Source organism: Stieleria maiorica (assembly GCF_008035925.1).
Lineage (GTDB): Bacteria > Planctomycetota > Planctomycetia > Pirellulales > Pirellulaceae > Stieleria > Stieleria maiorica.
Genome location: NZ_CP036264.1, coordinates 6,185,293 through 6,210,768, shown reverse-complemented (window position 1 = coordinate 6,210,768; position 25,476 = coordinate 6,185,293). Strand labels below are relative to the sequence as shown.

The 25,476-nt window shown below is 59.1% G+C and carries 16 protein-coding genes; 7 read left to right on the top strand and 9 right to left on the bottom strand.

From position 1 onward, the window contains the following. Positions 1-287: 287 nt before the first annotated feature. The 3 genes from Mal15_RS21140 to Mal15_RS21130 all read right to left on the bottom strand — a co-directional run bounded on the left by Mal15_RS21140 (position 288) and on the right by Mal15_RS21130 (position 5,202). Entirely contained in the window at positions 288-1,217 is a 930-nt protein-coding gene (locus Mal15_RS21140; RefSeq protein WP_147869585.1) for a sugar phosphate isomerase/epimerase family protein, read from the bottom strand. 121 nt (positions 1,218-1,338) lie between these two features. Further along, on the bottom strand, positions 1,339-2,568 hold the full coding sequence (locus Mal15_RS21135) for a sialidase family protein (RefSeq protein ID WP_147869584.1): 1,230 nt from the start codon (positions 2,566-2,568) through the stop codon (positions 1,339-1,341). 432 nt (positions 2,569-3,000) lie between these two features. Further along, positions 3,001-5,202 carry a family 16 glycoside hydrolase gene (locus Mal15_RS21130; protein WP_233902932.1) on the bottom strand — a complete coding sequence of 734 codons (2,202 nt, stop codon included), beginning with the start codon at positions 5,200-5,202 and terminating at the stop codon, positions 3,001-3,003. 144 nt (positions 5,203-5,346) lie between these two features. Between Mal15_RS21130 and Mal15_RS21120 the strand changes: the two genes are divergently transcribed. Beyond that, positions 5,347-7,365 carry a hypothetical protein gene (locus Mal15_RS21120; protein ID WP_147869583.1) on the top strand — a complete coding sequence of 673 codons (2,019 nt, stop codon included), beginning with the start codon at positions 5,347-5,349 and terminating at the stop codon, positions 7,363-7,365. 122 nt (positions 7,366-7,487) lie between these two features. Here the strand turns inward: Mal15_RS21120 and Mal15_RS21115 are convergent, their stop codons facing one another. Further along, complete coding sequence (locus tag Mal15_RS21115) at positions 7,488-8,816, bottom strand: sulfatase-like hydrolase/transferase (protein ID WP_167546954.1); 1,329 nt, start codon at positions 8,814-8,816, stop codon at positions 7,488-7,490. Between the two features lie 137 nt (positions 8,817-8,953). Between Mal15_RS21115 and Mal15_RS21110 the strand changes: the two genes are divergently transcribed. Further along, complete coding sequence (locus tag Mal15_RS21110) at positions 8,954-9,391, top strand: SRPBCC family protein (protein WP_147869581.1); 438 nt, start codon at positions 8,954-8,956, stop codon at positions 9,389-9,391. 380 nt (positions 9,392-9,771) lie between these two features. Continuing rightward, positions 9,772-10,617 carry a PhzF family phenazine biosynthesis protein gene (locus Mal15_RS21105; protein ID WP_147869580.1) on the top strand — a complete coding sequence of 282 codons (846 nt, stop codon included), beginning with the start codon at positions 9,772-9,774 and terminating at the stop codon, positions 10,615-10,617. 75 nt (positions 10,618-10,692) lie between these two features. On the opposite strand, the gene Mal15_RS21100 is transcribed toward Mal15_RS21105, so the two are convergent. The 4 genes from Mal15_RS21100 to Mal15_RS21085 form a co-directional block, all read right to left on the bottom strand. After that, positions 10,693-12,114 (bottom strand): sulfatase, encoded by a 1,422-nt coding sequence (locus Mal15_RS21100; RefSeq protein ID WP_147869579.1) that lies wholly within the window; start codon positions 12,112-12,114, stop codon positions 10,693-10,695. A 108-nt stretch (positions 12,115-12,222) separates the two neighbouring features. Next, the gene (locus Mal15_RS34170; RefSeq protein ID WP_167546953.1) at positions 12,223-12,372 is read right to left on the bottom strand and encodes a hypothetical protein; all 150 of its coding nucleotides are present in this window, start codon (positions 12,370-12,372) and stop codon (positions 12,223-12,225) included. A gap of 170 nt (positions 12,373-12,542) precedes the next feature. After that, on the bottom strand, positions 12,543-13,715 hold the full coding sequence (locus Mal15_RS21095; RefSeq protein WP_147869578.1) for a hypothetical protein: 1,173 nt from the start codon (positions 13,713-13,715) through the stop codon (positions 12,543-12,545). Positions 13,716-14,233: 518 nt separating this feature from the next. After that, entirely contained in the window at positions 14,234-15,676 is a 1,443-nt protein-coding gene (locus Mal15_RS21085; protein WP_233903564.1) for a sulfatase family protein, read from the bottom strand. A gap of 158 nt (positions 15,677-15,834) precedes the next feature. Between Mal15_RS21085 and Mal15_RS21080 the strand changes: the two genes are divergently transcribed. The 4 genes from Mal15_RS21080 to Mal15_RS21065 all read left to right on the top strand — a co-directional run bounded on the left by Mal15_RS21080 (position 15,835) and on the right by Mal15_RS21065 (position 20,745). Beyond that, a complete protein-coding gene (locus tag Mal15_RS21080) occupies positions 15,835-17,784 on the top strand; it encodes a RecQ family ATP-dependent DNA helicase (protein WP_147869575.1) in 1,950 nt (649 codons plus the stop codon). A gap of 371 nt (positions 17,785-18,155) precedes the next feature. Further along, positions 18,156-19,748, top strand: a complete 1,593-nt coding sequence (locus Mal15_RS21075) for a sulfatase family protein (RefSeq protein WP_147869574.1) — start codon at positions 18,156-18,158, stop codon at positions 19,746-19,748. 84 nt (positions 19,749-19,832) lie between these two features. Continuing rightward, on the top strand, positions 19,833-20,336 hold the full coding sequence (locus Mal15_RS21070) for a lactoylglutathione lyase family protein (protein WP_147869573.1): 504 nt from the start codon (positions 19,833-19,835) through the stop codon (positions 20,334-20,336). Positions 20,337-20,502: 166 nt separating this feature from the next. Further along, positions 20,503-20,745, top strand: coding sequence for a hypothetical protein (locus tag Mal15_RS21065; protein WP_147869572.1), 243 nt, complete (start codon positions 20,503-20,505; stop codon positions 20,743-20,745). Here the strand turns inward: Mal15_RS21065 and Mal15_RS21060 are convergent. Continuing rightward, positions 20,740-25,173, bottom strand: a complete 4,434-nt coding sequence (locus tag Mal15_RS21060) for an ELWxxDGT repeat protein (RefSeq protein ID WP_167546952.1) — start codon at positions 25,171-25,173, stop codon at positions 20,740-20,742. The two genes, Mal15_RS21065 and Mal15_RS21060, sit on opposite strands and share 6 nt — an antisense overlap. Positions 25,174-25,476: the final 303 nt, after the last annotated feature.

Below are 25,476 nucleotides of genomic sequence, written 5' to 3'. Positions count from 1 at the left end.
ATTGCGTTCCAAGGCGGGAGCCTTGGAACGAGGGATGCCAGCACGCGGCGTGAGCCAGTGGCCCCCACCCACTTGTTCCCGGGCTCCGCCTGGGAACACGGTGCGTTCGGAGGCTCCGCCTCGCGGCGCACTGGAAACGTGTGGCGGAGCCACACGGACATTGCGTTCCAAGGCGGGAGCCTTGGAACGAGGGATGCCAGCACGTGGCGTGAGCCAGTGGCGGGCGGTTGCACTGCGTCCAAGCCCGCGCGCGGGTCGTGACACGTGCCGCTCGCTGACGCGTCCCGCTAGCATCTCCCTCCCGCCGATTCAAACAACGGTGCGAGCCGGTCGTAGCACAGGTTGGCCGTGCCGACGGGATCGTAGCCGGGCTTGCGATGGACATGTGAACTGACCTCGACGTTGACGAAACCGTCATAGCCGGAGTCTTTCAAAATGCTCAACAACTCGCCATAGTCGGTGTCACCGTCGCCGGGCAGCAGGTACTCGTGCTTGGCCGGTGTACCGCGGCTGTCTTTGATCTGGACATAGGCCGTGATCGGCAGTAGTTGCTTCAGGCTTTCAGCCAGCGAAAGGCCTTCCAGCGAGAAGTGGCTGTAGTCGTAAACGACTTTCAACCAGGGGCTGGCGACTTGGCCATGAACCCACCATGCCCGCTCGGGCGTGTGCACGGCATGCGCCGCATGCGGCTTAAAACAGACCACCGTTTGGCTCGCACGACCGACCTCGGCCCAATCAGACAATTGATCGACCAGCCGCTGCTTTGACGGCTCCCACTGGTCCGTCTTTCCGGCGACGATGGACTGGACCACCGGAGGCTTCTCCGGGGCCAGATCGTGTGCCAATTCGACCGCTCGCTTGAGTCGCTCCAAGTTCTCGGTGTGCTGTTGATCCGAACGCAAACAGGGCAAACTGTGCAGCAGCGACGGAACGCAAAGCCCCAGGTCGCGCAACTGCCGACGGATCTCCGCTCGTTCCGAATCGCTCAGCAACTCCGGCGCGGTGGGCCAGCCATCCATCAGCGCGAATTCGACCCCGTCGTAACCGATCTCGGCACAGACGCGGATCGCTTCGGCCGTCTTCAGGCTTTTCATGCCGTAGGTGCCGAACCCGAATCCGATCGCTGGTTGCGCGGCAGCATCGGCAGACCGCAACGTTGCTGCAGCCACCTGGACTCCCGCCGCTGCGAGCAGGCATCGTCGGTTCAATGCGATCATTGGGTGTTTCCTATCGAGGGTTGCTGTGGCGAGCGTGGGAGATGCCGGGAAGCCACTTTCTGGCGAAGGCAGCTACATTTTGATGCCGATCCTGCGGCGGTTCGAGATGATTTTTTCGATCCTACTGGTCCCCGCCGGCATGCTGAATCTTCCCGACATCCACACGTGCAAAACTGATGCGTTGGTAAGCGTTCTTGCCGGAGGCATCGCCGTTTTCGAACAGCACGCCAACGGTCTGGTCGCCGACCATCACCAGATCGCTGTAGGCGGCGGGACCGGTGTAGATCAGTGGTCCGTCCAGCCAGGTCTTGCTTTGATCGGCTGAGTAACGCAACCTCAGATCGCTGCGTCCCGAACCGCTGGGGCCGTTCTGATCGGGAGCAGAAAAGACGATCAAGTTGTCCTTCACCGCCAGCAATGCACCTTGTACAACCGGCGGATCGAGCAATTCGGACGCGGGACGAAACGCTTTCCAGCGGGGATCATGTGATTCCAAGGTCTCGCCCCCGTCACCGCTCCAGGCTTCGCCACGCGTACCGGGTTTTCCGCCCAGCTGGTTGCGGGTGTTGATGTACAGCGTCCCGTCGGCAAGTTCGACCACCGTGGTTTCGTTGGCGCCGATCGCGTCGTCGTACGTTTCATCCAGTGCTCCCAACCGCCAGGTTTTCCCGTGGTCGTCACTGAGGATCAAGTGCGCCCCCAGATCACCGCCGTCATGTCCGTCGGGGCCGATCCGATGGTCGGCCGGAACGACCAGACGCCCGCGATGGGGACCACGCTGAATTTGAATCGAATGAACCGGTCCGGTCGCGTACCAACCCCACGCTTTTTTCTTGACGTCAGGGGTGATCTCGTGCCGCGATGACCATGTCGCACCATGGTCGTCGCTGTGAATGACGAACACGCGATCGTTCTCCAGCGTGAACGGCATCCAGATCCGACCGCCATGCTCTGGATCGATCAGGTCGACGACGGGAGCGGGATTGCCGATCGTGATCTCAGTCACCGCATCACTGACGTACTGACGAAAGTCGCTGTTCTTTTGCACGACTTGCAGCGAGCCCCACGAGTTGCCGCCGTCGGTCGAGCGTTTCATCACCAAGTCGATCTCGCTGGCATCACCGCCTTGACGGGCTTCGCAAAACGCGAGCAAGTCATCGTTGGCCGCGCGAACGACGGCGGGAATGCGAAACACGTTGTACCCGTCTTGGCCGGCGGCAAAAACAGGCGTGACCGGAAACCCGGTGTCGGTCCGCGTCGGTTCCTCCGCATCGGTTTTAGGGGCGGCGAAACTGGTTGCGATCAGCAGCAGTGCGCAGATGGAGGAAGCGGGTTCGATAGTTTTTTTCATGAAGGATGACCTATTGAATAAATGATTTTGGAAGGCTCAGGTTGCGCGTCAAGGTTGCGGAGCGGATGCCCGTAGGCTCGCGCCAAACGGCTGATCATCGTATGACATCAGCCGGTTCGCGCCAGCGTCCGGGCGGCCTCAACTTAGCGGTGCTCGGCTAAAGCCTCGCTGGACAGCGCCACTTTGGCGTAGCTACGCTCGCCGGAGCGTGGAAAACCTCGGGGATCCACCTTCTGGCGAAGGTAGCTACGTTCGACCGGCGATTCACGGTGTTTCTTGAGCAAAGTGGCACTGTCCAGCTAGGTTGTCGCGGAGAGTCCTTCGAACGACGGCCCGGAAGGGCCATCGTACCCCAAAAAGCGATCACCCTAGCTTGGATGGTCCCAGTGCCGGAGAATCGGCTAAAGCCTAGACACCATCGCTAGGCGACCGTTACTGGGGCTGGTCCCAAAGACGATAGGGATCGTCCAGGCGGCGCATTTCCTCCAGCAACAGCTTTTCCAGCCTGCTCCGCTGGGCCTTGTATTTGGGGTCGTCGGCCAAATTAACCTGCTCCGGCGCGGGCGTGGTACCGACCAACGCATTGACCGAGGCGTCATGATGTTCCGTCAGAAACTCGTGCGGATTGTCGGCCAGATTGAACAGTTGCGTCTGGCGGACCTTGCCGTCCAGCACGTCGTACTTGATCAGTTTCCAATCGCCCTGTTTGACGCATCGCATTCCCGGTTTCGTGCCGCCGCAATAGACGCCGAACAGGGTCTCGCGGATGACTTGCTGTTTTCCGAACAAAACCGGGGCAAAGCTGGTGCCTTCGTTGGTCGTCGGCGCATCGACGCCGGTCAAGTCACAGATCGTGGCCAGGACATCCATCAAATAGATGTTGCCCGGAGCTCGGGTTCCTTTGGGAATCCCCGGCCCCTTGGCAATGAAGGGCACGCGCCAAGTGTGCTCGTAGAGGTTTTGTTTACCTTGCAAACCATGCCGTCCGATCGCCATACCGTGATCGGCGGTGTAGAAAATGTACGTGTTGTCCAGCTCGCCGAGCTGTTCAAGTTTCTCAAGCACACGTCCGATCTGGTCGTCGATGTTTTCGCTGCACGCGAATTCGCGTCCCAATTCGTTGCGGATCGTCCGTTCGTCGCGGCGTTTCCAGACGCCGCTGACCTTTTCTTCGTCTCGCAATCCGGGATGTCCGTGGTGGAACGGGTGTTCGGGCAAGTAATTGACCGGCAGCTCGGGTTGCTTGGGGTCAGCCGGCGGCAATGAATCCTTGTCGGTGTGATTGACCGCGCCGTATTTTGCGTTCAGATCCGATCGACCGTCGCGGGTGTCGTGTGGATGCGAAAACCCGAAATAGATCAGGAACGGATCCGTGTCTTTGGTGGCTTCACGCTGGCCGAGGTAGTCCAAGACGCGGTCGGCGTGCCAGGCGCTGCCGCTTTCATGAGTCCCGCCGCGTTTGGTGGCTTCGTGAACAATCGTGAACAATTGGTTCGCCGCGTCGTAGCTGTTGCCCCGCTTGCAGGTCCGCATCGTGTCATAGCCGGCGCGATTGAAGACGGCCGCCATGGTGTGATCGGGCAAGTCCGTTGGAACGAGCTGGGGATTGTCGGCGTTGGGATTCTGCTTGGCCCGCCCGCGGTTGGGCAGATGCCAAACGCTGCGTCCGCTCATGATCATGTGCCGCGACGGCGTGCAAACTGCACCCGACCAGGATCCCATGTGGTGAGCCGCATCCAGAACCATCCCTTCGGCCGCCAGTCGATCCAGATTCGGCGTTTCCAACTTTGAGCGTTTGTTGTAGATCTGCAGATCGAACGGTGACTGGTCGTCGGCCAAGATGAACAGGATGTTGGGTCGCTTTTTAGGTTGCTTCGCGGACGCCTTGTTTTGGGCGGCGGTGCGACGGGCGACGATGCCGGCCAGTTTTTCGGCCTCGGCTTTCAGCACGTCCGGCGCGATCGTTGCCGGCGTGACCTCGCTGTGCCCGATGTCTTCGTCGGCGGGAATACTGCGGATGCGGATGTTGCGATACCAGACCGGGTCTCCATGATCTTGCAAACTGAGATGCCCGCCACGACTGGCCAGATTACCACCGCGCTGTTTCAGCATGTCGACGTTGAACGCCCAGTTGGGGTCGTTGTAGTCAAAGTCGATGACCTTGGTGCCATTGAGCCAGTGCTGGACGACGGAGCCCTTGCAGACGATCCGGGCATCGTTCCACTGCCCCACGGGTTTCGTCTTGTCGGCCGACGGTTGCATACAGAAATACAACGACGCCGCGCTGGTTCGTGGGTTCTTGCCGTCCTTGTGTTTGGAATTGTCCAGAATCTGGTACTCGTACTGGCCGGGTCGGTAGTACACACCGCTGTTGCTGCCCGCAGCGACTTTCCATTGAAACTGCAGTTCAAAGTCGTCGGGGACTATGGCGGCCGTGTAGACCAGCGATCCGCCCTTGCCGCTGCGTGTGATCACACCGTTTTTTATTTCCCAGTTACCGCTGTGTTTCCAACCGTCCAGACTGGTGCCGTCAAAGAGCGTTTGAAAGGACGACTCCTGGGCAACGGCGGGGGCGAATCCGCCCAGCAATGGCAGGAGAACGAAGGAGAGGAACAGCATGAAAGGTCGCGTCATGGCGGGGCTCCGAAAAGCGGGCGCGGTGGGAAACATGGGAGAGGTAAGATTCTAATCGTTTCGTCACGGAGCAGTGTGTTTGCCTCGTGAAATCGGGATTTTGTTATCCTGTCGGGGGTACTCCCACCACGGTCCCAATGCTTCATGCACACGTTTCCCGATTTCCGCTGCCCGGCCGAAGCGATGGGCTTGGTCGGGATCCTCTTCAGCCTGCTCGCGATGTGGGTGGCATTGGGACGCGGGCACTGGTGGATACGATCGGCCGTCGGCGTCACCGCGCTCGGGCTGTTGCTTCCGCTGCACGCTTACCAGCCGATCGTGTTTTTCAGTCTCGCCGGCGTCGGTTCCGTACTGTTGTTGAGTCTGCTGCGATGCATCGCCCAGCGTGATCATGTGCATCGACGACATCCGCGCACCGTCCCGCCGCTGTGGCATCGGATCGAGTTTTGGTCGGGGGCGTTGACCGGACTGGTTGTCGCAGCGGCCTGCGTCGGCTGGGCGGTTCGCATCTTTTGGGACTTTGGCTGGCTGGAGACGTTCCTGGTGTTCCTACCGGTCTTCTTCAGCATTGAACTGGTGGCGATGTTGTTTGGCGATGCGTTTCGGCTCGGCCCCCGCAGCTTGAGCCGCAGCCATTCCTTCGACCTGTCGTTCCGCCTGTTCGAAGTGATGTTGGCGATCGTTTTGCTGGCAGTACTTTTTGCAGTCAACATGTTCGCACTGCAACGCGGCTCGAATCCACACTGGCCATCGATGCTCGGGTCCGCCGGATTGATGATGGCGGCCACCGTTTCCATCGCAGCAATCTTCATGGATTTCCGCGCGCGGTGGCGAATCGTGGCGATGACGATTCTTGCGGTCGTCCTCGGCATGGCATTTCAGTTCGGCACGGCCGGCGGCAAGTGGTTGATGCAAGCCAGTTCGCTCTTTTTTTTTCCCGGTGCCCCGTATTCGACAATGATCGGGGCTTATTCGGCCGCACTCTTGATGACGACCTTGTGTGCCGCAACGGCCGGCGCGTTTCGTTCACAACCGATCGACGCGCCCGGACAGCGAGCGACGCGGCAGGTCGCCAGGGTGGCGTCATGTTCCTTGATGGGATTGTATGGCATCTGTGTAATTCCGATCGCTTTGAGGATGGCGTCGCCTTTGGCTCCGCCCGATCCGATCGACCAAGACACGACGGCCTATCAACAGTTGGAAGCGACCATGGCGAAAGCAATGATGCTGAACCCCAAGGAACACACGCTTAAAGACCTCGCCCAAGCCGGTCAGAAAAAGAATGCCGACACGATCAACGCGGCGTATGCCTCCATTCGACGTTCCGCTCGCCAACGGCTTCGCGCGCCCGACCCGCTGGCTGGCAAGACCGATGTTAACAATCTGGGGCAGAAGCTGAACGTTTTCAGATCTTGGGCACGCTGCATGCACAAGGAAGCCAAAGTGATGGTTACCAACGGTCAGTTTTCCGAGGCCAGTGAATCGTGGATCGATTGCATTTACGTCGGGCATGGCCTCGGGCGTGGCAGCGATTTCTCGCATACGTTGACCGGCATTGCGATCGAAGGCATCGGCCATGAAGGTCTGACGCGGATACGCAAAGATTTGCCGATCGAGCAACTCACGGAACTGTTGCCTGCACTGATCATGATTGATCGCCAACGCGAACCACTTGATTCGATCCGCCGCCGTACCGACCTGATGATGGATCAATGGTTGGCCTGGCAGTATCGGCTGGCGATGCACGCCCCGGCACACTTGTCAGCACAAACGGCATCCGAAACGAGGACTTTGGTTTCGCCAACGGTTGAGGCGACCGACGATGCGATTCGTCGTCGTGATGCCGCGATGCGAATGCTGATTGCCGAATTCGCCGGGAGGATCTTTTCGGAGAAGCACGGTCGCATGCCCGGCGAACTTGAAGAATTGGTTCCCGAGTTCCTGCCCTCGATTCCGATTGATCCGTACACCGACCGGCCGCTGATCTATCGACATACCGACCAGGGTTTTGTCGTCTACAGCGCCGGCAGAAATGGCATTGATGACGGCGGACAATTCGGAGACATCACGACACTGCCTCAAGACGGCAGCGACTTCGATCTGGAGACGTTGATAAGACCGATTCGAACAAGCACGGCCGTCGGATTCGGCGGCATGAATTAGCTGCTGCGGGAAGCAGCAGAGGGACGGCAGGTAAGGGGGACGGCAGAATGATACGGGGCAGAATGATGTTGCGCCCGTGGGTTGGCATTAAACGGAGGGGCCTTGGGACAGGTCGACGTCGATCACTTCGCAGCAGGTCTCATCTGGCCCAGACGTTTCGACAACTGCTTGAATTCTTCGGCTGCGTCGCCGCTCAACTGTTCGTTCGAAAGTGGGGACTGTTCTTTCGAATCGACAGCCAAATCGAAAAAACGTCCGTCGTCATAAAGTCGAAACTGAGGCGAACGGATTGCGCGTTTCCCACGGTGCTCCGTGTAGATCCAGTCTCGCTTGAGTTCCCTCGGCTGCCCCAACAACAGCGGCGCGAAACTGATCCCGTCGCGAAAGACATCCTCGTCCCCCAGCCCGGCAATGTCGGCAAGTGTGGGCAGATAGTCGGTCAGATCCACCATCTCATCGGCGTGGCTGCCGGGCTGAATGCGGCCCGGCCAGTTGGCGATCAGCGGAACACGCGTCCCTGTGTCGTCGTGCTTTCCCTTTCCGCCGGGAACAACGTCTCCGTCGCGAATCGAAAACACTTTGGGACGGACCATCTTTCCGTCCGCGTCAACGGTCAAGTAGCTCGCCGCCGGGGTCCCGTTATCGGTCGTGAACAGAATCAGCGTTTCTTCGCGGATCTTCAGTCGCTCGAGCGCCGCAACCAAACGGCCGATCATGTCGTCCATCGACGAGATCATTTCGGCATAGGTCATCCATCGTCCGTCTTTGGAGTACGCCACGTGCCGGCCTTTCAAGTCATCGGTGACGTCGTGGCACAACGCCATCGGGTAATAGGCGAAAAACGGTTTCCCGTCTTGCCGGCTTTGGCGGATGAAGTCGACTAGAAACTCGACGTACAGGTCCGGCCCGTATTTGCCGAGCGTGTCATCGCGAAGCCGACCGTCTTGGTAAATCAGCGGGTCGTGGTAACGTCCGCCTTCATGCCAGCCGAACAGGCACCAGGAATCGAAACCGACGCGTCGCGGATGCTGCAAATCATTTTTCATCATGCAAAGCTGCCACTTGCCGGCCACCGCGGTCGCATAACCGGCCTGCTTGAACCGATCGCCGATCGAGATTCCCTCGGCCGCGTCGGGAAAGTCTCCCCACTTCATCCCTTCGGCACCGAAGCGGAACGGATAACGCCCGGTCATCAAACAAACGCGTGACGGGTGGCAGACCGGCATCGAGTAGGCGTGGTTGAATTTCATCCCGCCCTGGGCGAGTGCATCGATGTGTGGCGTCGGATGACTTTGGCCGCCGTAGCACCCGATGGCGTCACAGCCGACGTCGTCGGCCATGATCAGCAAGAGATTCGGCTTGGCCTGCGCCGCGTTTGTCGCCGCTACGGCATGCGCCCACAGAAGGATTAGCGCAGCCGCATTCAGTTGGCGACGGGTCAGAGATTGCATCTGGAACACCATGGTTGGGCAAGTTCGTTCACCGAGTTCATTAGCTGCCATGCACATTCGTCGCCGGGTATTCTATATGATTGATTCGGCGTTCGCGTCACGAACACGAGAAACACACTATCGAATTGGGATCAACGATGTCCTGTTACAACTCGGTGATCGTACCCGCGACGATCGATGACGTTTGGAAGGAGGTCCGCAATTTTCATCAGATGGAATGGGGGCGTCCGTTCATCACCAGCGTGAAACCGGTCGGCGGTCTGCCGGGCGACTGCGTGGGAGCCAAGCGTGTGCTCAACGGCGCGTTCGAAGAAACGCTGTTGGACTTGGACGACACCAACTACAGCCTGCTGTATTCGATCGACGACGGCCCCGAGCCGGTGTCGCAGTCGTCGGTCTCCAACTACCGCGGCCGTATCCAACTGTTGCCGGTCACGTCCGACAACACGACGTTCGCCCAATGGATGTCCGAGTACACGGCGGACGATCCAAAACTGGTTGCGGATTTCTGCAACCCGATCTACGCGGCTTTGCTGGAAGCGCTGCGAGACCATTTTGCCGGCGAGGCGACTTAGTCGTCTGCCACAACTTGGTTTTCGGGTGGTGGACGAGGCGACGAGTCCATCCGGATTGCGCGCTGCGAGGACTTCTCGCGTCGTCCACTACCGTCTACCCGAATCTTGAAGTGAGATAAGCTTCCAGCCTGTCGGCAACGGCAACGCGATCGCTCGGCACGTTCTATTGCAATGCTCTCCTCCTGACGTTGCTCTCCCTCGTGGAAAAAGTTTAAAAAAGTTCGCGGACGGTGAGATTCTCGGTCACCTTTCGGCCCATCGGCCACTCCTTGCGTTTGGTGAAGGCACGGTCCGTGCTGCGACAGTGTCTTCCGACCGTTGGCCAGAACGCCGACGGACAGCGATAACCGTTCACATTGTCTGACAAAACACATTGCGTTATGACCCCCAGTCACGGAATCCCCATCTGGCAAGTCGACGCATTCGCCGATCGTCCGTTCGCCGGAAACCCGGCGGCGGTGTGTCTGCTGGAAGCCGCTCGTGATGCCGAGTGGATGCAGAACGTTGCCACGGAAATGAATCTTTCCGAAACCGCGTTTGTCGTCCCCACCGGTCGCCCCAATGAATTCCACCTACGCTGGTTCACTCCGGCGGTCGAAGTGGATTTATGCGGACACGCGACGCTGGCAGCCGCGCACGTCTTGATCCAGCAGGGGCATGTGGACGCGTCACAACCGATTTCGTTCCAAACCAGAAGCGGGAGGCTGAACTGCCAGAGTCTGGGGGCGTCGATCACGATGGATTTTCCCGCAACGCCCCCAACGGGCCAGATCGATTCGGCAACGCTTGCCGACCTCCGAGATGCACTGGGCGTTGCCACCGAATTCGTTGCAAAATCGAGAGAAGACATCTTTGTCGTCGTCGATTCCCAGCGGACGGTCCACGCGGTGTCCCCTAACTTCAACAGACTGGGACAGATCGAGACGCGCGGTGTCATCGTCACCGCGGCATCGACCGATCCGGGGATCGACTTCGTGTCCCGCTTCTTCGCCCCGCGTTGCGGGATCAACGAAGACCCCGTGACGGGATCGGCCCACTGTTGTTTGGCACCCTATTGGTCGGAGCAATTTGGGCGGGCGTCGCTGACCGGGTATCAGGCTTCACCGCGCGGCGGTGTGGTTCAAACCCGAGTCGAAGGCGATCGCGTGCGATTGACGGGGAGAGCGGTGACAGTGATGGAAGCGAGGTTCTTGATCGACGAATCGTCATTCGCTGAGCAAGCGTAGCTACCTTCGCCAGAAGGTGGATCCCCGGCATTTTCCACGCTCGCATCGAGCGTAGCTACGGTGATGCGGCGCCGTTCAGTGATCGCGGTATTGCGGATTGGGTCGCATCGGGTCGGCGCCGACTTGGCGACGCCAATCGAGCAGCGATTGAAGCAACTCGGCGGTCTTCTCCGGATGGGACTGCGACAGGTCGTGCTGCTCGCCGATGTCATTATCAAGGTCGTACAGGGCGACGTCGCCGGCTTCAAAGGCTTCGATCAGTTTCCACTTTCCGGCGCGGACCACGCCCGAGGGAAAGCTTTGGGGATGCTGGTTGTAATGCGGGTAATGCCAGTAGATCGCGTCGCGATTCAGGCTTCCTGTTCCACTCAGCACCGGGACCAGGCTGACGCCGTCGACGTGCTGGTGGGGACGCGGCGAAATCCCGACGGCGTCCAGGATCGTCGGATAATAATCCGTGCCGACCACGGGCTGGGCGGACACCGACCCGGGCGTGGTTCGCTTCGGCCATTTGATGATCAGCGGCACACGCAAACCGCCTTCATAGTTGGAACCCTTGTTCGCTCGCAGCGGCGCATTGCTGGTCGCCTTGGCAAAGCCGCCGTTGTCGCTGGTCAACAACACCAGTGTCTCATCCTCGACTCCCACGTCCGCGAGCGTCTGCATCACGCGGCCGACACTGTCGTCGACGCTTTCGACCATCGCTGCATAGGCGGGCTTTCCCTGACGCCTGGACGTTTCGATCGCCTCGTACTTCTTCTGCTTTTCCGGCTTCCCTTGCAGCGGCGTGTGCACCGCATAATGCGACAGCATCAGAAAAAACGGACGATCGGCACTGCTGCGGATGAACCGTTCCGCCTCCTCGGCCAATCGGTCGACCAAGTAGTCGCCGGGTTTCCCAGAAAGCGGAGCCTTTTTCACCAACGTCTGCCCGGTCGAAGGGATCTTCCATTGTCCTTCGAACGGATAAAAATAGCTGCCCGGCGCACCGTAATCCCGCCCGGCAACGTTGACGTCGAACCCCTGGTGCTCCGGGTAATAGTACGTCTCAGTTCCTAAGTGCCACTTGCCGATGAATCCGGTGCGGTACCCCGATTCGCGCAACGTCTCTGCGAGCGTCACTTCCTCCAGCGGCAGATTGGAGAGATAGCGTGCCTCTTTCAGCCGGTTCTTCTCCGCATCCCAACGCCCCGAAGGCAGCCACTGGGTGAGCAAGAGACGCGCGGGATACTTGCCGGTCAGAATCGCCGCGCGGCTTGGCGAACAGACGTTGCACGCGGCATAGGCATCGGTGAATCGCATTCCCTCGGCCGCCAGTCGATCGATGTGCGGCGTTTGGTAGTAATCGCTTCCGTAGCACCCGACGTCTTTCCAACCGAGGTCATCGACAAGAATCAAGACGACGTTGGTCTTGCCGGGCGACTCGGCACCGCGAGCATCCCATGAAGCAGAGGCAAAGCACAGACTGACCGCCAGGGCGATGCACATTCGAGACATGGCACTTCGAAAATTGTTGGGGTGACCGGAGGCAAGAGACGAGTGTTTTGTCGCTACATTCGCGAAACAGCTCTACGGCCAACAGTCTACACGGCCCACGGCTCGCCCTCAGTCCCAGTCGCCGAAATCACCGTCATAGCCGTCATCGGATGACCATCCGCTGGCTCCGCCCAACAGGTGGAACGCGAAGAATGATCCGGCCACCAACGCCAGCACCAAGCCGACAAACAGCTGGTTTTCTTGAATAAATGTTTCCATCGAGAGCGACACCGTTTTTCTGGGCAACGGAAGGATTCGACCAACCGTACGTCACGCAGCACTCGCTCGCCTGATGATGCCTCAAACCCGACAAAATGATCCTTCAGCGGGGGCTGTCGCTGTGCAAACCTAGCGGTTACAGCGGATGGATCAAAAACGCCGCTGGCCGACTAAGCCGCCTTTCGCTTGTTCTGTGTCGGCTGCCCCAACCAGCCGGAGATCGCTTTGAGGTCTTTTTTCCAGTCGTCACCTGTCCGCCGACCGAGGAACGTCTCGTACATCAGGTCCATCGTTTCGCTCAGTTGACGGATCGCGTCGATGCGATCCTCGTCGTCAAACTCCTCGTCGTCTTCCAGATGGATCTTCGCACCGCTGATCCCGAACGACTCGGCTTGCAACGTCAGATCAAATTGACGGTCCTCGCGGACAATCGTCATCCCGGCTTTGCGTGGCAGTTTGCCGCTTTGGATCGCCTGCATCGCTTCGGGCAATTTGACGGGAGACTCCGCCGAGATGCTCTCCTTGCCCGATTCTCCCAGCGGACATTCCAAACTCAACGTCTTGGCCAGCATCACCGTCACTTCCGAATCATCGGCCAGGGTGATCGTGTCGGATTGGGTTTCCAGCGTCCACCAAAGCCACATCAGGAATTCGTTACCCAAGAAGTCCGGCGACTGTGAATGTTCGTTGGACCACTTGTGGCTGCCCATCGTTTGTCCGCTGACAAAACTGACCGGTTGAAGATCGTCGACCTCTCCGTACAGCTTGTTGTCGATCCCCCACTGTTCGGCCAGCGATCCCGCACTCCAATGCCGCAGCTCGACGCCGAAGGCACGCTCGACCAAATCGATACAGTGCCGCCCGGCCGTCCCGACCGAGCCGCCGAAGTAGAGCATCTCGTTGGGGTAATCCCAGAGCATGGGAAAGGACTGCATCTTGCGGTACTTGCCCGTCGCCGCTTCAGCCTCACACCGCTGCTCGACCGCCTCCTTGGCCTCCTTGCGCTGCGCCTTGGTGACCCCGCCGTTCTCACTGTCCTTGGCGATTCCCGCCAACTCCATTTGCAGCCAAGCGGCGCGGTAGGCCGCGGGGATTTGATTGGTGTCAAATCGGGCGGAGAAATGGACGGCATCGTTGATCACATTCTTGCTTTGATCAAAGTCCTGGTCGAACAGGTGTTCGCCGCCCAAGAATCCGACGGACACGTTTTCTTCCGAAGAAGTCTGGAATTTTCCGGCGGCGTGATTGGAGAGGATCTCGATCTGATCGTCGCCGAAGCTATCCGCCTCGAAACCGGTGACACTGAATCTTTGAAATCCGAGGCTACCGCGAAGGAATGGCATAGACGATCCCGTGAGTAATGATTCTGGAGGCAAGCGGATGGAAGCGTCGTGCACTTATCGACGGATCGTCAGCGGGAATTTGCCGTGCGGAAGCTAATCGTCACCATCGGTAAGGTCGGTGTAGTTTCAAGTTTCAAGTTTCAAGTTTCAAGTTTCAAGTTTCAAGTTTCAAGTTTCAGGGAGTTGGGAGTTGGGAGTTGGGAGTTGGGAGTTGGGAGTTGGGAGTTGGGAGTTGGGAGTTGAGAGTTGAGGGGGCAAAACGATGGGGGCAAAACAATTTGGCCCCGCCGATTTCCCCATCATTCTGCCACCCCATCATTCTGCCACCCCATCATTCTGCCACCCCATCGTTTTGCCCCCATCGTTTTGTCCCCATCGTTTTGCCCCCATCGTTTTGCCCCCATCGTTTTGCCCCCATCGTTTTGCCCCCATCGTTTTGCCCTGGTCGCCTGAATCGTTTGAGGTGGACATTCCAGCGGTGATTGAGAACAGTCTGTCCCGTCGCGACGACCGGTCGGCTACCACACCAGGGGCAACTCTTCGTCGCCCGGTTCCAGTTTCCCGGCCGGGCGGATTTCGGAGCCCTTGGTCGTTGTCAATTTGTCGCCCAGCTCGTTGCGATACCGCGCCGCGGCGGCTTCCAACTCGGCCACGACTTCGGGAAACGCCTCGGACACGTCGGTGGTTTCGCCGATGTCGTTGTCCAAATCATAGAGTGCCCGTTTGGCCATCTGTTGTTGGTAAGCGATCGGCAAGCCTGCGGTCCCCCCCGGGTGTCCGTTGAGCGTGCGGTACTTGTGTGGAAAGACCAACTTGAACCGCTCGTTTCGCACCGCTTCGAGTTCGCCTTTGTAGAAACACGCGAACGACTCGTGGGGTGTTTTGGCACCTTGATCGCCGAACATCAACGGGCGGATGTCGTGTCCGTCGATCTTGTGATCGGGCAATTCGGCGTCGGCCAATGCGGCGATGGTCGGCAGCAAGTCGATGGTGCTGGCAAAGGTGTCACAGGTCGTTCCTGCGGGGATTTTTCCTTTCCACCACATCAGTGTCGGCTCGCGATAGCCGCCTTCAAACATCGTGCCTTTGCCCTCACGCAGCGGCGTGGCTTTGCCGGCGTGTGTGCCATAGGAAAGCCAAGGGCCGTTGTCACTGGTAAAAACGACCAGGGTATTGCGTTCGGCACCGATGTCTTCGATCGCGCCGAGGATTTGCCCGACCGACCAGTCCACTTCCATCACCACATCGCCGAACAGTCCGCGGCCGCTTTTGCCGCGAAAGGCGTCGGAGACGAACAGCGGGACGTGCACCATCGGGTGCGGCAGGTACAGGAAAAACGGTTGGTCGCTGTCGCGTCGGATGAATTCAACGGCGCGCTCGGTGAACTGTTTCGTCATTTGCTCCTGGTCCGCCGGCCCCATTCGATCAATGACGATCTTGGTGTCCTCGATCATCGGCAACTCTGCCCAATTGCTCGGTGCGTTGGGGTCGATGCGGCGTTGCGCGACGGTCTGCGGGTGCAGCGGCCACATGTCGTTGCTGTATGGAATCCCGTAATACTCGTCAAAGCCGTGGTTGGTGGGCAGAAACTTGGGATGGTGCCCGAGGTGCCACTTTCCATAAACCGCCGTGCGGTACCCCTTGCTGCGGCACACTTCCGCGATCGTCGTCTCGTTCGCATTCAACCCGATCGTCGATTTGGGGCCGAGAGCGCCCGAGATGCCGATCCGTTTGTGATAGCAACCGGTCATCAACGCCGACCGCGAGGCGCTGCAAACGGCCGATGACACACAGAAATCGGTGAATTTGCGACCTTCGGCTGCCATCCGGTCCAAGTTCGGCGTCGGGTACCCCGTGTCACCGAAAGGGCCGATGTCCGCATAGCCCATGTCGTCGATGAAGATGACCACGACATTGGGCGGTGTTTCCTGCGCCCAGCCCCCGACCTGGCAGCAGCACATCAGCGTCCAGACGACCAGCGGACACAAAAATAAATGAAGCGGGATTGATTTCATGACAGTGTTGGTAAACCTTAGCAACATCGGGGAATTGGGCATCGGTACACGCGGCAAGCCTGCCGGCCAGCAGCCGATCGTCACAGTATAAACAGGGAATCGGGATGGCATTGGCGGAAACGGATTTGGGTCGAGAAGCCGGTCAGGTGTTGCGGGATCGGTTCGGGTTGGACGAATTCCGTGCCGGCCAAGCCGAGGTGATTGAGCGTCTACTGGCCGGCAAGAACGCCGCGGCGGTGTTTCCGACCGGCGGCGGCAAAAGCCTGTGTTACCAATTGCCCAGCCAAATCTTGACCGGAACGACGGTCGTGGTCTCGCCACTGATCGCATTGATGAAAGACCAATGCGACGCGTTGGCCGCCCGCGGGATTCGCGCCGCACGTTTGGATTCCTCGTTGACCGAGCAAGAATTCCGCGACGCCATGCGGGGCATTCGCGACGGATCGATCCGGCTGCTGTATGTGGCTCCGGAGCGTTTTTTCAATGAACGATTTCTGGCATCGGTCGGTTCACTGGACGTCTCGCTGTTTGCGGTCGACGAAGCCCATTGCATCAGTCAATGGGGGCACAATTTTCGCCCCGACTATTTGAAACTGGCTGAACTGGCGGGCAAACTCAACGCCGACCGCATCCTGGCGCTCACCGCGACCGCGACACCGGCGGTGCTGGACGACATTCGCAAGGCCTTTGCCATCGAACCTGACGATGCGATTCGCACACCGTTTCACCGACCCAATCTGCAACTGAAAAGCACCATCGTGTCGGCGGCCGATCACTACCCGACGCTGCGGGAACGCATTGCGTCGCGCGAGCGCGGCGCCACGCTGGTCTATGTCTCCAAACAGAAGACGGCCGAGACGATCGCGGAGCAACTTTGCGACGACGGACTGCCGGCGACCGCCTACCATGCCGGAATGGACGCCGAGACACGCACGGACATTCAACAACAGTTTCTGGCGTCCGGCGATGGGATCATCGTTGCAACGATTGCGTTCGGGATGGGCATCGACAAATCGAACATCCGCTACGTCTATCACTACAACCCGCCAAAATCGCTGGAAGCGTATGCCCAAGAGATCGGCCGGGCGGGACGCGACGGCGAACCATCGGTCTGCGAATTACTGTTGTTGCCCGAAGACCGCGTCGTGCTGGAGAATTTCACGTACGGTGACACGCCCAGTCGTCACAGCGTCGGACGGATGATCGATTTTTGTCACGGCCAACCGAACGAATTTTTTGTTTCGCATTACAAGCTTTCGTTCGAAACCGACATTCGAATCCTGGTCGTCCGCACGTTGCTGACCTACCTGGAATTGGACGGCTACTTGCAAGCGACCTCGCCGCGCTATGACACCTACAAGATCCGCCCCCTGGTAACCTCTCGCGCCATCCTGAACAACTTCGACGGCGAGCGGCGTGAGTTCCTGGCCGCGTTGCTGGGGCAATTGACCAAAGCGCGGAAGTGGTTCTCACTCAATACCGTGACCGCCGCCAAGGCACTCGGGCAGGACAGGCAACGGATCGTCAAAGCCGTCGATTTCATGGCCGCCCAGAATTGGATCGAAGTCAACGTCAGCGATCTGGTTCACGGCTATCGCTGGAAAAGACGACTGGAACAGCCCAAGGTGATCGCCGACCAGTACTTCGACAGAGTGTCGGGCCGCGAACACTCGGAAGTTTCCCGGCTGGAGGACGTGTTCACCATCGCCCGTGCGTCGAGTTGCCAATCACGGTTGCTGGCCGAACATTTCGGCGAGACGATGGATGATCCCTGTGGCATTTGCAGCCACTGCATCGGCGAAGGCCCCTTCACGATTCCCGCCATCGCCAGACGTGAGATCGGTGACGGGGTGCGTCGTTCGCTGCAGGAAGTCTGCAAGCAGTATCCGGACCACTTTTCGACCGCCCGGCAGCGAGCTCGATTCTTGTGTGGTTTGTCGTCACCCAAGATGGTGCGTTCGCGACTTTCACGCCACGCCAGCTTTGGCGTCTGCGAGCAAATCCCGTTCGCCGATGTGCTTCGCCAAGTCGAGGCTGATGCTTTCGACGCCTAGTCAGAACAGAAACTTCTGAGCGGCCAGCACCAGCGCGACCAGCCCGATTCCGTAAACAACGACCGAGCGGACGATAGCGTCAATCTTGTCGGCATCCATTCTAGCTTCATTCCTCATTTGATGGCATTGCTGTCCCCGATCCGCCAGCCGTTGGCGAATCAATCAGCGGCAGAGTCTGATCAGACGCCGGTCGGACGCAACGCGTTCCCGGAAATATGGCTCAAAAAAGAAAGCCGACCAAGGGGGTAAAACGGACCTTCGTTACGAACCACCTGTCCAACCTCTCACACCGGTCTTCCGATCGTCCCTAAACTGGGTAGATCGAACTTTGATTTCACGCACGCCCCACCTTTCGACGCGACCGCCGACTGATGAAACGACCGATTGCACTGCCCCAAGTTTTGCTGACAGTATTCGCCCTATCGTGCATCGCCCCTCACGTCACGGCCCGGCAGCCGAACATCCTGTTCATCTTTTCCGACGACCATGCATTGAACGCGATTTCTGCCTATGGCGGACGACTGGCGGAGGTCGCGCCGACCCCCAACATTGATCGGATCGCAAATGAAGGCGCCCTGTTTCGCAACTCCTTTTGCGCCAACTCCATTTGCGGCCCCTCGCGGGCCTGCATCCTGACCGGCAAACACAGCCACAAGAACGGGTTCCTGCGCAACACCGGCACGGGATTTGATCAATCCCAATGGACGGTCGCCAAATCGCTCAAGCGCGGCGGGTACCAGACCGCCGTGATCGGAAAATGGCACCTGAAAACGGATCCCGTCGCGTTTGACCATTGGGACATCCTGCCAGGACAGGGCAGCTACTACAATCCGGTGTTCATCTCGATGGACGGCAAGCAACGCAAGTTCGAAGGCTATGCGACCGACATCACCACCGACAAAGCCATCGAGTGGCTGGATCAACGGGACGCCGAAAAACCGTTCTTGCTGATGTGCCAGCACAAGGCACCGCACCGGACGTTTTCACCGGCGCTCCGCCACCTGGGCGCACTGGATGGCGTCACGATCCCCGAGCCCGACAACCTGTTCGACGACTACGCGACGCGCAGCAAGACGTTGCCGACCAACGAGATGGAAATCGATCGGCACATGACATGGGCCTACGATCTGAAACTCCGCAAGGAAGAGATGCAGGGGGTGACGCTGCCCGAATTTCGGTCTTACGGAACACCGGAATACAACCGCATGACCCCGGAGCAAAAAGCCCAATGGGACGCGCACTTTGCTCCGAAAAACAAGGCCTTCATCGACGAGTACAAAACCGGGTCGATCGATCATCGCGCGTTGGTCCGTTGGAAATACCAGCGTTACATGCAGAACTATCTGGAAACCGTCAAAGCGGTCGATGAGAGCGTCGGGAGATTGCTCGAGTACTTGGACGACCATCAACTGGCCGACAACACCGTCGTCATCTATTCCTCCGACCAAGGGTTTTACCTTGGCGAACACGGTTGGTTCGACAAACGCTGGATGTTCGAAGAATCCTTCACGATGCCGTTTGTGATCCGCTGGCCCGGCGTGATCGATCCCGGTTCGAAGCCCACCGCGTTGATTCAGAATATCGATTATGCCCCCACGTTTCTGGACATGGCCGGACTGGAAACACCCGACGAAGTTCAAGGCAAGTCCATCGTTCCGGTTTTGCGAGACAGCGAGCAACAGATTCGCGATGCGCTCTACTATGCCTATTACGAACTGGGCGAACACGCCGTTCCGCAGCACTTCGGTGTACGGACACACAGGCACAAACTGTTCTACTTGCCTTGGACCGATGAATGGCAACTGTTCGATTTGGTCAACGACCCCGCAGAAATGCGGAATGTCTATGCGGACCCGGGGTATGCGGATGTGCGGAAAACGCTTCACCAAACCTACGACCACCTGCGGTCACTCTACGACGCCCCGAGCTATGAAAAATACGCCCCGCCGCGGAAACGCCAATGATCTGGACGGCGTCGTCGATCAGCCGGCGTCAGCCTCTCGCCAGGCATCGGTGATCTCGCGGTCCTATTCACTTTTGAGCACACAATGACCTATCCAAGATCGTTTTCCCACATCGGCATCTCCGTCACGGATCTCGACCGCGCCGTTGAGTTCTACACCGAAACGCTGGGATGGTATGTCATCATGCCGCCGACCGAAATCGTCTCCGATGATTCTGCGATCGGCGTGATGTGCGACGACGTTTTCGGCGATGGCTGGGGACGGTTCAGGATTGCCCATTTGGCGACCGGCGACAAAATCGGTGTCGAACTCTTTGAGTTTGCGAATGCAGAAAAGCCGGAAAACAATTTCGAGTACTGGAAGACCGGCGTGTTCCACTTTTGTGTGCAGGACCCCGACGTGGAAGGTCTCGCCAAGCGGATCGTCGAAAACGGCGGCAAGCAACGAATGCCGGTCCGCGAATATTACCCCGGTGAAAAACCCTACCGGATGGTGTACTGCGAAGACCCTTTCGGCAACATCATCGAAATCTATTCTCACAGCTACGAACTGACCTACTCCGCCGGTGCGTATGGCGATTCGGACTGATCGTGCGTTAGACGAGCATTACATTCCGACGGAAAACAAGGATTCCTGCCCCTTTTCGGCAGCCCACGAACGCCGAGCCGGCGTTCAATCAATCGCGGAGCTCCGTTGCCGGATCGACCGGGAACTGCCAACTCCCTAAGCACCTTCCCCACCTTAGGCCCCTGCGATGAAATCGATGCACACAAAAAAACTCGTTAAAGCCAACATGTTCTATTGGGTGGCGGCAATGGCTCTTCCGATCATTTTTGATCTCGGATTGAAAGCATTCGCCAGTGATGCCGCTCGGTTTCCGTGGATCATATTGATCCCGCCGCTGTTTTTGGGTCTGGGGGTCGCATCGAATCAGCTGATCATTGCCGCAGCCGACGCCCCCGGTCACGCGGAGCCGGATCGGCAATCCGATTCATGAATGATCCAGGCGTTTCAGGAACCGCACTCCGAACCGGCCATAGTCTTGACCGTCGACGTCACCATCGCCATCGAAGTCCAAATCGGGATTGTATTCGTCCGGTGACGTGCGCAGAAACGTCGTGCCGAAACGTCCATAGTCTTGCCCGTCCACATCACGGTCTCCGTCACTGTCACCGTAGAAGCGGAAGAAGCGATCGGCCGCCAGTTCACCGTGCACGAAGTCGACGTCGAGATTCAATCCCGTCTGCAGCGACGCGACGGCAGTCGAACGCACCGTCAATTGATAGTTCCCGTCGGCCAACGAATTCAGCAATCCGGTCGTGCCGGCTTGGTCGCGGGTAACGACCGAGGGTCCGGGGCCAAACGTGAGTTCGACGATCGTTTGTCCGTTACGGAACACAGAATTCACGATCAACGACGTCACCTCCGTCCCGGTGTCGCGGTTGACGAGTTCGATGCCGGATTCGGTAATCGAGACTTCTTCCTCAAAGACCAGGCTGACCGATTCGAGCATCGAACGCTGCATTTGCCCGACCGGCGGATACACTCCCGGCGGCGCCGCAATTTCGACCGTCGGCGCGAGCGGGGCATTGATCGTCAATTGGAACAATTCGTTTCCGACCAAGCCATCGTCAGCGACAAAGATGAAGCCGTCGCCGAAACGCTGAAACTGTTCCGGATTGCTTCCGTAACGCAGGTCTTGGTTCAAGTCTGTGATCAAGGCGGTGTTGGCCGCCGCGCCGCCACTGCTCCACGGCTCGCGACCGACCGCTCCGTCATCGGTCACACTCAGCAGCAGCCTCAATCCGGTCGACGCCTGGAGCTGGGGATCGCTGCTTTGGATGCCGGGCTGGAGATCCGCGACCAAGTCCGTCCCGGCGGAGGTTCCGTCGGTGATCCACAACTCCCGTCCGGTGCCCAAGTCGGTGGGGCTGACGCCGAATCGGGTGAGATACTGTCCGTCGATCACGGTCGGACCGGCGATCTCGGGACCGGCCCAGGCGACGGACAAATTGTCACCGCCGCTGCCTTCCTTCATCAACGCTTCGATGTAATAGACTTGGCCGGCGACCAAAGAAACCGCAGCCGATTGCTGATCGGCGGGGTACTTGTCGTATTGGCGCGCGCTGGTCCACACCGGAACCGACGCGATCTGAGTTGCGTTGGCAGGATTCTCGTCGGAACTCAACAGCAACGATCCCTGGTCATCCGACGCGATCCAAAACGTGTAGTCGCCGCTCGTGGGAACCGTCAGGTAGGCGCGGACCCGAGCGCCATAATTGCTGCCCGCATTGGTCGGGATCTCGAAGGCGTCGAGCAGGGCCACCGAATCGGGAGCATCCGGGTAATTTGGCGCGCCGGTCAGGTCGGTCAGCTGGGTGCCGGCGATGCCCGAGAAGACTTCCAACAAGGCGCCACGGTTGGATTGTTCGGCCGCAAAGTAGACCTTGCCACCGACCTCGGTGAATCCGTCGGGATTTGAACTGTTGCTCAGCGGGCCGATGTCGGCGACTTGGCTGGCCACCGTGCCGTCGGATAGGAACGGTTCCGAACCATCGACTCCGTTGTCCGCGGCGAAATAGAGCGTGCCGCCGATGTCGGTCAGTGCGCCGGGGTCGGAGGAACCGCCAGGATTGATGTCAAACATCGTTCCGGTCGACGTGTGCAGCTCGCGACCATTGGTGCCATCGTCGGCAGAAAAGAACAGGCGTCCGCCGCTGGTCGTTAAATCCCAGGGGTCGCTACCGACGGTGCCGGGATTGATGTCCCGTTCGATCTGGATGCCGATCCCGCCGCCGTCGGCGGAAAACAGCTCGCGCCCCGAGACGCCATCGTCGGCGGAAAAGTAGACCCGGCCGTTGAACGCGGTCAGATCCCTCGGATCGCTGCCGACGTTTCCGCCGTTGAGATCCTGGACCATCGCCGTCCCTGCCGACGTTCCATCACTGCTCCAGAGTTCCTCGCCCATCGTTGCATCATTGACGACGAAGTACACACGACCCTCCGCCGGGTTCTCGACGAACATCGTCCCCTCCAAGTCGACGGAGACCGGAGCCCTGGCCAAGAATTCGACGGCGTTCGAACCGTCGTAGTAGTACATCGCGCCACCGGATCCCGCGATCGAATTGTAAAACACCACGCCACTGCCGAATTTCGCCAGCCCCGACACCTTGTCGATCGCCGAAGGTGTCATGTCGGCGATCATCGTGACCGAGCCGCTGTCCGGATCGGCCTGCCACACCGCTTCGCCGTTGATGCCATCTTCGGCGATGAAGTAGATCTGATCGCCGACCGGAGTGACGTTGCGAATGCCGGCCGATTGCGTCCCGGGATTGATGTTGGCAACCGGATGAGTGGTGGGCGCAGCGCCGTTGCTGGTCCACAGTTCGCGGTCATTGAAATCATCCACGGTGGTGAAGAACAATGTCCCGTCAACGTCGGCCAGGTTTTGCGGATCTCCGTCCAGCGGTGCGCCGTATGCATCGTTGCCGGGCCGTGAATCGATCAACCGCAACGTCCCGCCGGACGTTCCGTCGCTGACCCACAACTCGCGTCCGGTACCGACCGGTTCATCGGCGGAAAAATACAGCAGGCCGCCGGATTGCGTCAGATCGCTGGGGTTGGAGCCACTGCCGGGAACCAGATCCTTGACCAGCTCCGTTCCGGCAGCCGTACCGGTGGTCTGGTGCAATTCGCGACCGACGGGAACGCGCGCCGTCGTCTGGGGTGACAGGTCCGCAGTCAGTTGTGCGCCCACCACGATCGCTTCGGAACCTCCGTCGGCAAACGTGGCCGCTCCGTCACGCCCGAGCGTCATGCGAATGGTTGCCGTCGTGACGGTGGCGCCCCCTGGATCGCTGATCGCAATGTTAGCCGCCGCACGTGAGGCGTACCAGTTGTCCAGTTCGTCGCCGGCCAACTCCAACACGGCCGTTCGCGTCGGCGAGTTGTTGAGGAACAATTCAAACACCAAGCCTTCGTGGGCTTCGTCGAATTGATTCCCTGATGCAAATCCGGAGAAGTTAATGTTGGTCAGCCCCGCGGCGTCGGAGATCGTCCATTCCCAGAAGTCATCGACCAAGTCACCCGAATCGATGTCGGCGAGATAAAAGTCGTTCGGCGCCAATGTATCCAGCACCACGCCCGCGTCACCGATCTTGGCTCCGGCGGCGACCCAGCCGGGGCCGTCGTTGGAACCGTTTTGCGGCTTTGCGGTGAAGACGCCGTTGCTGCCGAAAATGGCGAGGTTGCCGCGATCGGGACCGGTGGTGACCTCCGCCACGACGCCTGCATAAGCCGAACCGTTCAAGATGGAATTGTCGGCCGACAGGGTCGGGATCGCAGCACTGACGGTGGTCGCCGGCACGACACCTTCGGCGGCGAAGAACAGGGTCTGCCCGACGACCTCCAAGTCGGTCGGGTTCGAGGCGTCTTGGCCGCCGGCGGTGTTTGCAACCATCATCGTATCACCGGACGTCAGGTGGCTTTTGAACAACTGTCGGCCGGTCACACCGTCATCGGCCGAGAAAAAGACATGCCCATCGAAAGCCGTCAAATCGTCCGGGTATGACGAACCGTTCGGGTTCAGGTCGGCGACTTGCACGGTACCGCCAGACGTCCCATCACTCCGGAACAACTCGACGCCGCTCTCCGGGTCCTCGGCAACAAAAAACAACACGCCGTCGATGTTGGTCAACGAAGTCGGATACGAACTGATCGAAGGATCAGGATTCAACGGATCGCTCGTGTCGATCGCAAGATCCTTGACCATCACGGTCCCAGCCGCAGTCCCATCGCTTTTCCACAACTCGCGGTTTTCATACCCATTCTCATAGGAGGTGAAGAACAGGGTTCCGTTGACATCGGTCAATTCTTGCGGACGGTCAATGATACTTTGGTCGGGATTGATGTCTTTGACCAGCATCGTCCCGCCGGTGACGTTATCGTGAACCCACAGCTCGTACCCGGTCTGGTATTGATAGGCGGTGAAGAACAGTTTTTGCCCCGATGCCGTCAGATCGCGCAAGTAGTAGGCTTCATTGACATCGGCGTCGAACACCAAGGTCGTTCCCGCCGTGGTGCCATCGGTTTTCCAAAGGTCGGTTTCGCCAAATTCATCTAGCGCCGTGAAGAACAGCTCCGACCCCAACACGGTCAATTCTTCGGGCAACGACCCGTCCGGCCCCGGCAGCAGATCGACGACCATTCGGGTCCCCTCGGCCGTACCGTCGCTTTTCCATAACTCACTTCCGCTCCGCCCGTCATCGGCAACGAAATAGGCTTCGTCACGAAACTGAACCAGAGAATCAATCGCCGCAGACACGCCTTGCTGATTGATGTCGGCCAACAGACCGACGTCAAACGCCAACAGTTCGCGACGTTCCAATCGCTCGATCAACGATGCGAGACGTCGACGTCGATTCACACGGTCTGCCCGACGCCGATTTCCAGCGGCCGGGGATGAATGAAGCAGTGGCATTGGGACGATCGAAGAGCGAATCACGAAAAGTAAGATGAGCGAGGGCGCCGACCGGCGAGATCGGCGGACACCAGGGTATCCGATACGATTGCCCCGCGCGCCCAAAATCTCTTTCGCCCCCCTCTTTCAGGCTCAATCCGGACCACCATGCCGATCGCAGCCCGTACTTTCACGGATCGTCAGGCAACGTCAGCGTAGCAGCGGAGGGCATTGGATCTGCCCCTCGGACCGGCAAGGGTGAGGCAGAAT